Source organism: Ruegeria sp. AJ12 (genome assembly GCF_056536245.1).
The window spans coordinates 503,404-515,968 of the sequence record NZ_JBQFJJ010000001.1 but is presented as its reverse complement, the minus strand read 5'-3'; the positions used below and the strand labels follow the sequence as shown (position 1 = coordinate 515,968).

The following is a 12,565-nucleotide window of genomic DNA, read 5'->3' as shown; positions in this document are numbered from 1 at the left end:
ATCAGAACACCCCGAGACTCAGGCCTGCCGCCATGGCGGCGCCGATTTCACGACATTTCTCAAGCTGATCTTCAGGGATCGTCTTTTCTGCCAGTATTGCCTCTGGCGTCTGTGCATGCGTACAGATGATCAAAGGCGGCTGCACCTCTTTCAACCGCCAACCTGTGGCGATGCGCGCGGTTTGCCTTGCTGCGTTTTCTCCGTCGGATCCGGCACAAACCATCTGCGCGTAGGGTCGACCTTCGATCTTGCCGAGAACGGGATAGTAGCTGCGGTCGAAGAACTCTTTCATCAGACCCGAAATCGCGGCCAGATTCTCCGGCGCGCAAAAAATGTAGCCGTCAGCATGCAGGAGATCTTCGGGCCCGGCCTGATCTGCGGTCTTCAAGACGATATCCGCTTCGTCCTTCCCCGCTTCGGTTGCCGCTTCGGCCATTTGCCGGGCACCGCCGGTGCGCGAGTGATAGACGATCAAAAGCTGCGCCATGTCAGATCCGGTGATAGGGGCCGCCCGACAGGATGGTTGCAGCCCGATAAAGTTGCTCGGCCAACATCACACGAACAAGCATGTGCGGCCAGACCATCGCGCCGAAAGAGATCGAAAAATCCGCGTCGGCCCGCAGCGCCGGGTCGATCCCATCCGCTCCGCCGATGATCAGCGCCAAATCCTGCCGTCCGGCATCGCGCCAGTCACCGAACTTTTTCGCAAAATCCGGGGAAGACATCACGCGCCCCCGCTCATCCAGCGCGCAGACCACTGAACCCTTGGGCAATGCCTTGCGCAGCAACGCAGCCTCCGCCCCCATGCCCGCGTTTTTCTTGTCTTCAATCTCGATCACGCGCGCGGGACCAAGGCCCAGCGCACGGCCGGTCCGGTCAAATCGGGTCAGGTAGTCGTCAAGCAGGGTTTTCTCGGGTCCGGCGCGCAATCGCCCGACCGCAACTATGCTGATACGCATATCTCTCTCGCCTCCGGCCTCTCAATACAGACCGGGATAGCGCCTCAGTTGGCCGAGGCGCTGCCGCCCTGAGGCAGCCACATCTTTTCCAGCTGGTAGAATTCACGCACTTCGGGGCGGAAGATATGAACGACCACGTCGCCCGTATCGATCAGCACCCAGTCGCCGGCATCCTTGCCTTCGACCTTCGAGGTGAAGCCGAATTCCTGCTTGATGCGATCCGTCAGCTTTTCCGCCATGGCCGAGACCTGACGGGTCGACCGACCCGATGCGATCACCATGTGATCCGCCACGGACGATTTGCCCTGCAGGTTGATCTGCACAACATCTTCGGCCTTGTCATCGGTAAGTGAGGAAAGGATACGTTCAAGCAGCTTGTCGCTGATTGACTGAGAGTGGGCCATTATTTTGGCCCCATCATCGGCGGGCAAACCCGCCTGAGACTGTAGTGACAGGACATAGTCCTCCTTTGTTACGCGCCGTGAAACCCCGGCGCCGGGATACTTATAAGGTAACAAGCACCCGATGACATTTCAATGAAGGCGCCTGAGCCCTCGCAGGATTGTGCCCTGACGGCATCTGCGAGGGTGCACAAGACCTTGATAGACTCAGCCAGTATCTATATCTGACCGGTTATGAGACCTCATACGGCCCCGAAAATCGACCTGCAAGACCGTGCGCGCCTGCGCGAGCGGTTCTTTGGGGCTGCCCGCACGGTTCTGGCCCGCCTATAAGCGGCGCCCAGCCACTCGCCAGCTATTCTCATTTTCTACGGGAGAGGACCGATGTCCCCCAAAACGCTCTATGACAAAATCTGGGATGCCCATGTCGCGCACGAAGCCGATGATGGCACCTGCCTTCTCTATATTGACCGGCACCTTGTGCACGAAGTCACCAGCCCGCAGGCCTTTGAAGGCTTGCGTATGGCGGGTCGCAAGGTGCGCGCACCGGAAAAGACCATCGCGGTACCTGATCACAACGTGCCCACCACGCCGGATCGCGTGAACGGGATCGAAAACCCTGAATCGCGTATTCAGGTCGAGGCGCTGGACAAGAATGCCAAGGATTTCGGCATTCACTATTACCCGGTGAACGATATTCGCCAGGGTATTGTGCACATTGTCGGCCCGGAACAGGGCTGGACCCTGCCCGGTATGACGGTTGTCTGCGGTGATAGCCACACCGCCACCCATGGCGCGTTTGGCGCGCTGGCCCATGGGATCGGTACGTCCGAGGTCGAGCACGTTCTGGCCACGCAGACCCTGATCCAGAAGAAATCCAAGAACATGAAGGTCGAGATCACCGGCAAACTGCAGCCGGGCGTGACCGCCAAGGACATAACCCTGGCCGTGATCGGTGAGACCGGCACCGCTGGCGGCACCGGCTATGTCATCGAGTATTGCGGTGAAGCGATCCGCGATCTCTCGATGGAAGGGCGCATGACCGTCTGCAACATGGCCATCGAGGGCGGCGCCCGCGCTGGCCTGATCGCGCCGGACGAAACCACCTTTGAATATGTCAAAGGTCGCCCGCACGCCCCGAAAGGCGCGCAATGGGAAGCGGCGATGGACTGGTGGAAAACGCTCTACACCGACAACGACGCGCATTTCGACAAGGTTGTCACCATCCGCGGCGAAGACATCGCGCCGGTCGTGACCTGGGGCACCAGTCCCGAGGACGTGCTGCCGATCACCGCATCCGTTCCTCACCCCGAAGATTTCGAAGGTGGCAAGGTCGACGCGGCCCGCCGGTCCATCGAATACATGGGTCTGGAAGCGGGTCAGAAGCTGAGCGACGTGGAAATCGACACCGTTTTCATCGGATCCTGCACCAACGGTCGCATCGAGGACCTGCGCGCTGCGGCGGAAATCCTGAAGGGTAAGAAGATCAAGGACGGCATGCGCGCCATGGTCGTGCCGGGATCAGGCCTGGTTCGCGCCCAGGCAGAGGAAGAAGGTCTTGCTGAGATCTTCAAAGAGGCCGGGTTTGAATGGCGTCTGGCCGGATGCTCGATGTGTCTGGCAATGAACCCCGACCAGTTGCAGCCCGGTGAACGCTGCGCCGCGACCTCGAACCGCAACTTTGAAGGCCGTCAGGGACGTGGTGGGCGCACCCACCTTCTGAGCCCCGCAATGGCTGCCGCTGCGGCAATCACGGGACGGCTGACAGACGTCCGAGAGTTGATGTAAGCTGCCCTCATAAATCAACTTTTGAGGGATTGAAAACATGAGTGATTGGGTCAAATGGCTCCTGCTGGGGCTTCTATCTATCGCGTTTGGCATCTTTGTGCTGGGCGCGCCTGTTGTGGCGTCGATTGCCGTAACCGTTGTAACGGGTGTGTTGCTGCTGGTTTCGGGTGCCTTTCAGGTTGTTGGCGGGTTCACAGTTGAAGGCACCGGCAACAAGATCCTGTCACTCATCATGGGTGCGGTGATGCTGTTTCTAGGCTGGTCCTTTCTGGATCATCCGCTGCAAGGAACACTGACACTGGCCACCGTGGTGCTGATCCTGTTCCTGGCAGGCGGTATCGCGCGGATCATCCTGTCCTTCCAGATGCGTGGAACGCAGTTTTTCTGGCCCACGCTGATCTCTGGCATCTTGTCCATCGTGCTGGCCGGTATCATCTGGTCCTACGCCGCTGCAGAACCGGCGGTGCTGTTGCAACTGCTGGGCATCCTGCTGGGCATCGAGATGCTGTTCAACGGGTTCGGGCTGATCTTCATGGCGTTCTTCGTCAAGAACGCACCCAAAGACGAAACAACGGAAGCAAAAGAAGCTTAAACGCGGGGCACGGGGCCGGCCCTCTCCCGCAGGAGTGTAAACATGGAAAAGTTTGACAAAGTCCACGGGGTGGCCGCCCCAATGCCGCTGATCAATATCGACACGGATATGATCATTCCCAAAGTGCACCTGAAAACCATCAAACGGTCCGGTCTTGGCGTCGTCCTGTTTGACGAGATGCGGTATCACGATCACGGCGGCGAAAATGAAGAATTCGTGCTGAACAAGCCCGCCTATCGCAACACCGAGATCCTGGTGGCCGGCGACAATTTCGGCTGCGGGTCATCACGTGAACACGCGCCGTGGGCCATCAAGGATTTCGGCATCAAGGTCGTCATCTCGACCAGCTTTGCCGATATCTTCTACAACAACTGCTTCAAGAACGGCATTCTGCCCATCGTGGTCGAGGAAGAGCACCACGCGGTTCTGATGGACGACGCGCATAAGGGCGAAAACGCCCGCATGACCGTGCATCTGGAAGATCAGCAGATCACAACCTCGGATGGTGCGGTCATCGAGTTCGATATCGATCCCCATCGCAAGCACTGCCTAATTCATGGGTTGGACGACATCGGGCTGACGATGGAAAAGGATCACCACATCGACAGGTTCGAGGACCATGCAAGTCAAGCCCGCCCCTGGGTCTGATTCTGTGGATGATTCTGTGGACACTCAACCAAACGGGGTCGCATCAGCGGCCCCGTTCGCGTTCTTGGGGTCAAAATCTCAGCAACCACAACATGTAGATGTTTGACGTCAACACACGCCGGGTTTGCGTCAACAATGATGCAATCACGCACCAGTTTTGCCATCTTTTTGCCCGAAATTCCGTGTTTTCTGCACCCTGGCTTGAGCGAAAAGCCGCTTATCGTCCATGTTGGCGCTAAAGAGGCAACCGTCAAAATTCAAAGAACGGCGGGCACAGGTTGGAACCAAGTCGGCGGAGAATCGACTGGTCCGGTGTGAAAGGGTTCGGAATAGTGATTGCGCGCACAACAGGGGCGGCGATACGTGGAATATTGGTTGCGCTTTTGGTGCTGACCCCCGCGTTGTACCTGCCTGTTTCTTCGACGAACGGGACCGAGATTGTGGTCTTTCTCGCGATTCTCGCGTTCATTCTGACATTTGCCGAATACAACTCTGCGTTTCCCAGCTTTATCGAATTCCGTGATGCGCCTCCGGTGAACCGGCTGCGGTTTGTGGGCCTGATGTCGATGGTCACCTTTCTGACTCTGATCTGCAAAAACGCCTATGCGCCGACCGAAATGACCACCTTCTTCTATTCAATCAGCCTGTCCGTCGCCAATGTGGTGGACTTCCCCTATTCACCTGTACGGCTGATCGTTTTGATGCTGCCTGAGAACTCAAGCCTACCGCTTGTCGAGCTGGTGCGGATTACTGCCAGCGTGGCTTATGTCGCGGCGCTGGTGACAATTGCCAGCTTCTTCTACGCGGTGAAAATGCGCGGATGGCCTACTGGCAATGGCGCATTCAATGTCTGGACCAACCTGCCGCTGTTTGACCCGACCAAGGGGGGCGATGTCGTAACCCGCCTGCAGCGGGATGGCCGCCTGAACATCTGCATCGGTATTCTTCTGCCATTCCTGATCCCGGCCGTGATTAAGCTTCTCACCAACTTCGCCACACCGATTTCCCTCAACAATCCTCAGACCCTGATCTGGACCATGTGCGCCTGGGCCTTTTTGCCGGCCAGCATGATCATGCGCGGCATGGCGACCGTCCGTATTGCCGGCCTGATCGTTGAGAAACGCCGCGCTTATTCCACTGCCGAGACAACTCAGGCCGCATGATCCGTGTCTTGATTATGCTGCTGGTGCCGTTCGCGGCACAGGCAGATGTCGTGCGCGTAGCCAGCTTTAACACCGAACTCAGTCGCAAGGGCCCCGGCCTTCTGTTGCGGGACATCCAACGGGGTGACGCGCAAGTGCAGGCCGTTGTTGCTGTCCTGTCAGAAGTGAAGCCGGACATCATCGCCCTTCAGGGCCTGGACTGGGATCTGGACGGTCTGGCCGTCTCGGCCCTGTCCAACACGCTGCGCGACGCTGGTTTGGACTATCCCTACACTTTCTCGTCCAGACCAAACTCAGGCCTGGAATCGGGCCATGATCTGGATGGGGATGGGCGTGTCCATGGGCCTGGTGATGCACAGGGCTGGGGTCGTTTTACCGGCGCGGGTGGGCTGGCGGTGTTGTCCCGCTTCCGGATCGTGGAGTCAGAGGTTCAAGACTATTCCGATATGTTGTGGCAAGATTTGCCCGGAGCCACCCTGCCCACCGTTAACGGCCAGCCTTACCCCTCGGCGCAGGCCCAGAACGTCCAGCGCCTGTCCTCGACCGCCCATTGGGTCGTCCCGATCAAAACACCCGCCGGGCGGTTAAGCCTTATGACCTTTCACGCCACGCCGCCTGTGTTCGACGGGCCCGAAGATCGCAACGGGCTGCGAAACCAAGACGAGATCCGGTTCTGGTCGGTGCTGTTGAACGGTGATCTGGGTTCCGCGCCACCGGACCATTTTGTGATCGCCGGAGATGCCAATCTGGACCCGGATCGGGGAGACGGACGGACAGAGGCTATCCAAACCCTCCTGTCGCACCCGCTTCTGCAAGACCCTGAACCAAAGGATTCGACCGGCGAAATGACAACTGTTCACTGGAAATCCGTCGGGGACATGCGCGTCGACTATGTGCTGCCTTCGGCGGATTTGGAGGTTCTGGACTCGGGTGTTTTCTGGCCGAAAGCAGATACCCAGCTACGAGAAATGGCCCAACGCGCCAGTCGCCATCGACTGGTCTGGGTGGATATCAAACTTCCCTAGCGCGTTTTCAGACCGCGCTCTCAACCCTGTCGCTGCATGTCTGCAAAACCAGAGAGGCTGGGATCGCGGTACGCAACGCCTCATCCAGATCGGTTTGGGGAACGTCGCCAAGCAGTTCGGTCAAGTGCGCGCCGTCCAGACTGTGCGCAACGTCCCACAGATAGCGCATCTCCAGCAAATGCGGCGCCATGCGCCAGAAGGGCCGGACGAGATGAATGGGCCACCAGTTCATCGTTTTCAACGAAACATTCTGCGCCGTCACACGTGACAAAGCCTGCGCAATTTCCATGCCAGTCAGCGTGTATCCACCAAACGGAACATCGCTGAATCGAGGCAGATCGTCTCGAATCTCTGCCAGTGCGACCGCCGCGCGCGTCAGATCTGGCAAATAGGCCCAGGCATGGGGGATATCCGGATTGCCAGGGTAAACCAACCGGCCACGGGACAGGTGCTTGATCATGACCTGGTCGAACCAGTTGCCCGATCCACACGTGTCGATGAAATCCCCCGCACGCAGCAGGATCGTGCGCACAGGTGAGCTTCGGTACGCTTCCTCCATCTCAATCCGGATGCGCCCAAGGGGGTTTTGCGCCAGATGCGGCGTTGCGGCCGACCATGGACCCGGCGTTCCCGCACCAAACACATAGACGTTTCCGGGAACGATCACGGTCACGCCCGTATCAGAGGCGACGTCAATCACCTGCTGGTGGAGGCCTAGAAGCAACCGCGCCCACTCCGGGTAAGGCGGATTCCAGGCATTCACGATCACGTCCGCCCCCTGCGCCGCCTGTTCCAGCTGCTCTGTTTTGCGATCGAAACATCGTACAGTCCATCCCGCATTGCCAAATGCCTGCGCTGCATTGCGCCCAAAGCGGCCCGTCGCCCCAAGAATCAGAACCGTCTGCGTCATGGATCCCTCCTGTTTGACCCCAATTTAACCATTCAGTGTGTCAGGGGAATTGCCGCGGGGCGAAGAACGTGTATTCATTTTTGAATGGAACGATCCCTGATGCATTCCGACTGGTCCCTGATTCAGAGTTTTCTGGCGGTTGCGGAAACCGGGTCGCTATCTGCGGCGGCCCGGCAACTCAATCGTAGCCAACCGACGCTCGGACGTCAGGTACAGGCGCTTGAGGCGGATCTGGGTGTCTCTTTGTTTGACCGGCATGCACGCGGCCTCAATCTCAGCGAAGTGGGCGCGCAGCTTTTGCCCATGGCGCAGGAAATGCACAGCGCCATGAGCGCGTTCAGCCTAACGGCGGCTGGCCAGTCCCAGCAACTGGAAGGCTCTGTGCGCATCACGGCGTCGGTCTTTGCGTCCCACCATCTGTTGCCCCCGATTCTGGCGCATATCAGACAACAGGAACCGGCCATTCAACTGGAGCTGGTTGCCACCGATGCCAGTGAGAACCTTCTGTTTCGCGAGGCCGATATCGCCGTGCGGATGTACCGCCCGGAACAGATGGACATTGTCTCGCGATATCTGGGCGACGTTCCGTTGTGTTTCTGTGCCGCGAAATCCTACCTGGACCGCGCCGGGCGACCTGAAACGCCTGCAGAGTTGTTTGCGCATGATCTCGTTGGATTTGACGCAAGCGAAGTGATCATCAGGAAAATGCGGGAAAAAGGCTGGCCCGCAAGCCGCGAAAGCTTTGCCACCCGCTGCGATCTGCAAAGCGCGTATTGGGAGTTGATCCGTGCCGGGTGCGGCATCGGTTTCAGTCAGACCCAGGTGGCCGAGGCCGATCCGCTGATCGAGATTCTGCCGCTGGATGTCGACGTTCCCGTTCTACCTGTGTGGCTGGCCTCGCCCCAGGCCATGCGCCAGACCCCGCGCATCCGCCGGATCTGGGACCTGCTGGCTGAGGGGCTTAAGGCATCACTTTGAGGCGGCATGGCACGTGGCCGATCCCCGCCAAACAGACTTTTGCCGTCCCATAAGCGTGGACCGTTTGATTTGGGTCCGTCGTCTCATTGACCCGAGGCGACGCAAAGGCTAGGGCCATTGCGACAAAACGCAAGGAGAGCCTTCATGTCCAACCCCTCACTCCTCATCCTGCCCGGTGACGGAATTGGCCCCGAAGTTATGACCGAAGTGCGCAAGGTCATCGATTGGTTCGGCGCCAATCGCGGTCTTCAGTTCGATGTGAGCGAGGATCTGGTTGGCGGTGCGGCCTATGATGCACATGGCAAGCCGCTGTCGGATGAAACCATGGCAAAGGCGCAAGAGGTAGATGCGGTTTTGCTGGGCGCTGTTGGTGGCCCGAAATACGACGATCTCGACTTCAGCCTGAAGCCCGAACGCGGTCTGCTGCGTCTGCGCAAGGAGATGGACCTTTATTCCAACCTGCGTCCGGCACAGTGCTTTGATGCGTTGGCTGACTTCTCATCGTTGAAAAAGGACGTCGTTGCCGGCCTGGACATCATGATCGTCCGCGAACTGACCTCGGGTGTCTATTTCGGCGAGCCGCGCGGCATCTTCGAAGAAGGCAATGAACGCGTCGGCATCAACACCCAGCGGTACACCGAATCCGAAATCGAACGTGCCGCACGCTCGGCCTTTGAACTGGCGATGCGCCGGAACAAAAAGCTGTGCTCGATGGAAAAGGCCAATGTGATGGAATCGGGCATTCTGTGGCGCGAGGTCGTGGATCGCGTGGCCAAAGAATACCCCGAGGTCGAGCTGAGCCATATGTATGCCGACAACGGTGCGATGCAGTTGGTGCGCGCGCCCAAGCAGTTCGACGTGATCCTGACCGACAACCTGTTCGGGGATATCCTGTCAGACTGCGCCGCAATGCTGACCGGGTCGTTGGGTATGCTGCCCTCGGCCAGTCTGGGCGCACCGATGGCCAATGGCCGTCCCAAGGCGATGTACGAACCGGTTCACGGCTCCGCCCCGGACATCACCGGTCAGGGCAAGGCGAACCCGATTGCCTGCATCCTCAGTTTTGCGATGGCGCTGCGCTATAGCTTTGATCAGGGCGCCGAAGCCGATCGTCTGGAAGCGGCGGTCGAAAAGGTTCTGGCCGACGGTGTTCGCACGGGCGACCTGCTGGCCGATGAAGGCGTGGAGCCGGTTTCGACGACAGAAATGGGTGACGCCATCATCAAAGCGCTGGACGCCAGCCTTTAAGAGCTCTCATAGGCGGCGCTCGACGCGCCGCCTCTGCCTCAGTTTCCGCCGAAAATCCCGTTCAGCAGGTTGCTGATGGCCTGTTCCAGACCTCCGCCCTGCCTGCGGCGCGGCTGAGAGGGCTGTGCAACCTGGACAGGCGGTGCGGGCGCCAGCATCGGCAGTGGTGTGGGTGTCATCCCTTCGGTGACGCGCAGCATGGTTTCCTTCCAGATTTCCGCCGGCAACCCGCCTCCCGTGACACCCGAAAGCGGCGTGTTGTCATCGTACCCCATCCAGACACCTGTCACGTAATCCGCCGTAAATCCGATGAACCACGCATCCCGCGCGGCCTGGGTCGTGCCGGTTTTGCCAGCGACCTGCCAGCCAGGCAGTTTTGCACGCCCACCGGTTCCCTGCGATACAACACGCTCCATCATCCACGTCAGTTGCTTGGCCGCATTGTCGTTGATTACCCTCTCTCCGATGCCGGTTGTCGTGACCATAACGGGCGTGTCATCGCCCAGCAGCTTGAGTTCGGTCAGGCCGTAAGGTTCCACGGCGGAACCGCCGTTCAGGATGCCCGCATACGCCCCCGTCATCTCGATCAGCGTGCTCTCTGAGGCGCCCAGCGCCAGCGCGGGGCCTTGCGCCAGATCGCTGGCGATCCCGAAACCGGTGGCGACAGTGCGCACATTGTCGAGGCCCGAAATCTCGGCCACTTTCACCGCCGGGATGTTCAGAGAGTTCTTGAGCGCATCCGCCAGCGTGACCTGCCCGTAGTATTTGTTGGTGTAGTTCTTGGGGCACCATTGGCCCGATCCGGGGATGTTTACGCAGTAGGGCTCATCCATCACCGTATCATAGGGCGAATACCCAAGCTCCAACGCAGTAGCGTAGACAAAAGGCTTAAACGACGACCCGGTCTGCCGCAGCGCCTGCGTCGCGCGGTTGAACGCACCCGAGACGCGGGTTTTGCGGCCACCGACCATGGCGCGCACCGCCCCATCCGCCGACATCACAACAATCGCGGCCTGCGCTTTCGACCCTTCCCGAACCTTCTCCTGAAAGATGAATTGCAGCGCCTCTTCTGCCGAGGTCTGGATGCGCGGATCTAATGTCGTGCGGATCACCACATCCTCGGTGGTGTTACGGGTGAAGAACTCGGGCCCGCTGGCCATGACCCAATCGGCGAAATAGCCGCCTGCACGCGCGGCGGCGGCCTCGGAGAGTTGCGCGGGACGGGCACGCGCCTCACTGGCCTGCGCGCCGGACAGGTAGCCCTGCGCCTCCATCAGGCCAACCACAAGCCGCGCCCGATCCTGCGAGCGCTGCAGGTTGTTCGTCGGCGCATAGCGCGATGGGGCCACCAGAAGACCGGCCAGCATCGCGGCTTCTGCCGGAGAGACCTCGGCCGCAGATTTTCCGAAATAGCGCTGGCTGGCCGCTTCGAACCCACGTGCGCCAGCCCCCAGGAATGCGCGGTTCAGGTAGATCGTCAGGATTTCGTCCTTGGAGTATTTCACCTCCATCGCCAGGGCATAAATCGCCTCTTTGCCCTTGCGCCAGAGCGAGCCCTGACGGCAATCCGCCTCATAAGCGGCCTCCGACTCCCACGCGGCAGGTTCGTAAGGTACGCCCAGACACAGCAGCTTGGCCGTCTGCTGCGTGATTGTCGAGCCGCCATGGCCCGAGAGCGGACCGCGCCCTTCGCTCAGGTTGATGCGAACCGCGCTGGCCACACCGCGCGGGCTGACGCCGAAATGGCGGTAAAACCGTTTATCCTCGGTCGCGATGACGGCGTTCTTAAGGTGGGGTGAAACGGTATCGGCGGTGATCACCCCGCCAAACTGGTCCCCGCGCCAGGCAAAGACCTTGCCATCGCGGTCCAACATCGTGACCGAGCCGCGTGCGCGACCATCCAGCAAGGCATCGACATCGGGCAGCGAGGTATAGACCACGCCCACCGCCAGCGCGATCAGCATCGCCACCACGGCACCAACACGCCAGGTCAGACCCCAGATCAGCCGTGCGATCCAGCGGAACAGGCGACGAAACAGGCCGCCGCCATTGCCACCAGACCCCTTGCGCGTCTTTTTGCGGGAGGTTCTGCGAGTCGCTGTTTTGCGGGCGGTCGATTTACGGCCTGCCGGCTTGGCAGCACGCTTGGACGCCGTGGGCTTGCGCCCCTTCGACGGGTATCTCTTATCCGCGACCAAGGTCGGTTTGCGGCGCTTGGACTCAGTCATGCTCAAACTCTGCCCGATTATGCTTTTGCGTCACCATACCTCGGAGACACAGCTATGTTGAGGTATGAAATTCCGGAAATTCTCCTCTCTCTTCCGCCAATTTTTTAATCATCTTGTGCAATTTGTGCAAAAATTGTGCAACTTTGGGCAGCTTTTCCTGACTTTCGGACGTGGAAAACGTTCCTAACCGCGCTCCGTCACGCTCTTTTTCTGCAGGTGCAAACAAACCGGTCTGACCGGGGAAGCAGAGGGGAAAGACGTGAAACTGATCATTGCGACAATCAAGCCGTTCAAGCTCGAGGAGGTGCGCGAAGCACTGACCCAGGCTGGCGTGCGCGGCATGATGGTGACCGAAATCAAGGGCTTCGGCTCGCAATCCGGTCACACCGAAATCTACCGTGGGGCCGAATACGCCGTGAACTTCGTGCCCAAGATCAAGCTCGAGATCGTGGTGCCCGCCACCATGGCCGACCAGATCGTTGAGACCATCACCAAAACCGCCAAGACCGGCAAGATCGGCGACGGCAAGGTTTTTGTCCTCGATGTCGAGCAGGCGCTGCGCGTGCGGACCGGGGAAACCAACGAGGACGCGCTGTAAGCGCCCTTTATCCACATCATTCGAGGA

15 protein-coding genes are annotated in these 12,565 nt (G+C 59.5%); 10 read left to right on the top strand and 5 right to left on the bottom strand.

Features of this window, described 5'->3' with window-relative positions; all coding sequences use genetic code 11:
- Nucleotide 1: 1 nt before the first annotated feature.
- From ACR3E0_RS02520 to rsfS, 3 genes are read right to left on the bottom strand one after another with little or no spacing between them, the layout of a single operon-like run.
- Complete coding sequence (locus ACR3E0_RS02520; protein WP_480475866.1) at nt 2–487, bottom strand: flavodoxin family protein; 486 nt, start codon at nt 485–487, stop codon at nt 2–4.
- 1 nt (nt 488) lies between these two features.
- Nucleotides 489–959: a 23S rRNA (pseudouridine(1915)-N(3))-methyltransferase RlmH gene (gene rlmH, locus ACR3E0_RS02515; RefSeq protein WP_480475864.1), complete on the bottom strand. Its 471-nt coding sequence runs from the start codon at nt 957–959 to the stop codon at nt 489–491.
- 44 nt (nt 960–1,003) lie between these two features.
- Nucleotides 1,004–1,363, bottom strand: coding sequence for a ribosome silencing factor (gene rsfS / locus ACR3E0_RS02510; protein WP_480475862.1), 360 nt, complete (start codon nt 1,361–1,363; stop codon nt 1,004–1,006).
- A 231-nt stretch (nt 1,364–1,594) separates the two neighbouring features.
- Between rsfS and ACR3E0_RS02505 the strand changes: the two genes are divergently transcribed.
- The 7 genes from ACR3E0_RS02505 to ACR3E0_RS02475 all read left to right on the top strand — a co-directional run bounded on the left by ACR3E0_RS02505 (nt 1,595) and on the right by ACR3E0_RS02475 (nt 6,576).
- The gene (locus ACR3E0_RS02505; protein ID WP_480475860.1) at nt 1,595–1,693 is read left to right on the top strand and encodes an isopropylmalate isomerase; all 99 of its coding nucleotides are present in this window, start codon (nt 1,595–1,597) and stop codon (nt 1,691–1,693) included.
- Between the two features lie 51 nt (nt 1,694–1,744).
- The gene (leuC, locus tag ACR3E0_RS02500) at nt 1,745–3,148 is read left to right on the top strand and encodes a 3-isopropylmalate dehydratase large subunit (protein WP_480475858.1); all 1,404 of its coding nucleotides are present in this window, start codon (nt 1,745–1,747) and stop codon (nt 3,146–3,148) included.
- Between the two features lie 37 nt (nt 3,149–3,185).
- Nucleotides 3,186–3,740 carry an HdeD family acid-resistance protein gene (locus tag ACR3E0_RS02495; protein ID WP_480475856.1) on the top strand — a complete coding sequence of 185 codons (555 nt, stop codon included), beginning with the start codon at nt 3,186–3,188 and terminating at the stop codon, nt 3,738–3,740.
- 42 nt (nt 3,741–3,782) lie between these two features.
- Nucleotides 3,783–4,388, top strand: coding sequence for a 3-isopropylmalate dehydratase small subunit (gene leuD, locus ACR3E0_RS02490; RefSeq protein ID WP_480475854.1), 606 nt, complete (start codon nt 3,783–3,785; stop codon nt 4,386–4,388).
- 138 nt (nt 4,389–4,526) lie between these two features.
- Nucleotides 4,527–4,706 (top strand): hypothetical protein, encoded by a 180-nt coding sequence (locus tag ACR3E0_RS02485; protein ID WP_480475852.1) that lies wholly within the window; start codon nt 4,527–4,529, stop codon nt 4,704–4,706.
- A gap of 14 nt (nt 4,707–4,720) precedes the next feature.
- Entirely contained in the window at nt 4,721–5,551 is an 831-nt protein-coding gene (locus ACR3E0_RS02480; protein WP_480480920.1) for a hypothetical protein, read from the top strand.
- Nucleotides 5,548–6,576 carry an endonuclease/exonuclease/phosphatase family protein gene (locus ACR3E0_RS02475; protein WP_480475850.1) on the top strand — a complete coding sequence of 343 codons (1,029 nt, stop codon included), beginning with the start codon at nt 5,548–5,550 and terminating at the stop codon, nt 6,574–6,576. The genes ACR3E0_RS02480 and ACR3E0_RS02475 overlap by 4 nt, the downstream gene beginning before the upstream one ends.
- Nucleotides 6,577–6,583: 7 nt before the next feature.
- Here the strand turns inward: ACR3E0_RS02475 and ACR3E0_RS02470 are convergent, their stop codons facing one another.
- Nucleotides 6,584–7,486: a Rossmann-fold NAD(P)-binding domain-containing protein gene (locus ACR3E0_RS02470; RefSeq protein ID WP_480475848.1), complete on the bottom strand. Its 903-nt coding sequence runs from the start codon at nt 7,484–7,486 to the stop codon at nt 6,584–6,586.
- Between the two features lie 84 nt (nt 7,487–7,570).
- Between ACR3E0_RS02470 and ACR3E0_RS02465 the strand changes: the two genes are divergently transcribed.
- Together ACR3E0_RS02465 and leuB are read left to right on the top strand one after the other, a co-directional pair.
- Nucleotides 7,571–8,464, top strand: a complete 894-nt coding sequence (locus tag ACR3E0_RS02465; protein WP_480475846.1) for a LysR family transcriptional regulator — start codon at nt 7,571–7,573, stop codon at nt 8,462–8,464.
- A gap of 144 nt (nt 8,465–8,608) precedes the next feature.
- The gene (gene leuB, locus ACR3E0_RS02460; protein WP_480475844.1) at nt 8,609–9,712 is read left to right on the top strand and encodes a 3-isopropylmalate dehydrogenase; all 1,104 of its coding nucleotides are present in this window, start codon (nt 8,609–8,611) and stop codon (nt 9,710–9,712) included.
- A 38-nt stretch (nt 9,713–9,750) separates the two neighbouring features.
- Here the strand turns inward: leuB and ACR3E0_RS02455 are convergent, their stop codons facing one another.
- Nucleotides 9,751–11,940, bottom strand: coding sequence for a transglycosylase domain-containing protein (locus ACR3E0_RS02455; protein ID WP_480475842.1), 2,190 nt, complete (start codon nt 11,938–11,940; stop codon nt 9,751–9,753).
- Nucleotides 11,941–12,199: 259 nt separating this feature from the next.
- Between ACR3E0_RS02455 and ACR3E0_RS02450 the strand changes: the two genes are divergently transcribed.
- Nucleotides 12,200–12,538, top strand: a complete 339-nt coding sequence (locus tag ACR3E0_RS02450) for a P-II family nitrogen regulator (protein ID WP_480475840.1) — start codon at nt 12,200–12,202, stop codon at nt 12,536–12,538.
- The last annotated feature ends 27 nt before the right edge of the window (nt 12,539–12,565 follow it).

Coding starts and splice junctions, on each gene's coding strand:
- rsfS (WP_480475862.1), bottom strand. CDS start 1,363: ATGGCCCACTCTCAGTCAATCAGCGACAAGCTGCTTGAACGTATCCTT.
- ACR3E0_RS02495 (WP_480475856.1), top strand. CDS start 3,186: ATGAGTGATTGGGTCAAATGGCTCCTGCTGGGGCTTCTATCTATCGCG.
- leuB (WP_480475844.1), top strand. CDS start 8,609: ATGTCCAACCCCTCACTCCTCATCCTGCCCGGTGACGGAATTGGCCCC.
- ACR3E0_RS02505 (WP_480475860.1), top strand. CDS start 1,595: ATGAGACCTCATACGGCCCCGAAAATCGACCTGCAAGACCGTGCGCGC.
- leuD (WP_480475854.1), top strand. CDS start 3,783: ATGGAAAAGTTTGACAAAGTCCACGGGGTGGCCGCCCCAATGCCGCTG.
- ACR3E0_RS02475 (WP_480475850.1), top strand. CDS start 5,548: ATGATCCGTGTCTTGATTATGCTGCTGGTGCCGTTCGCGGCACAGGCA.
- ACR3E0_RS02485 (WP_480475852.1), top strand. CDS start 4,527: ATGCAATCACGCACCAGTTTTGCCATCTTTTTGCCCGAAATTCCGTGT.
- ACR3E0_RS02470 (WP_480475848.1), bottom strand. CDS start 7,486: ATGACGCAGACGGTTCTGATTCTTGGGGCGACGGGCCGCTTTGGGCGC.
- rlmH (WP_480475864.1), bottom strand. CDS start 959: ATGCGTATCAGCATAGTTGCGGTCGGGCGATTGCGCGCCGGACCCGAG.
- ACR3E0_RS02520 (WP_480475866.1), bottom strand. CDS start 487: ATGGCGCAGCTTTTGATCGTCTATCACTCGCGCACCGGCGGTGCCCGG.
- ACR3E0_RS02455 (WP_480475842.1), bottom strand. CDS start 11,940: ATGACTGAGTCCAAGCGCCGCAAACCGACCTTGGTCGCGGATAAGAGA.
- ACR3E0_RS02465 (WP_480475846.1), top strand. CDS start 7,571: ATGGAACGATCCCTGATGCATTCCGACTGGTCCCTGATTCAGAGTTTT.
- leuC (WP_480475858.1), top strand. CDS start 1,745: ATGTCCCCCAAAACGCTCTATGACAAAATCTGGGATGCCCATGTCGCG.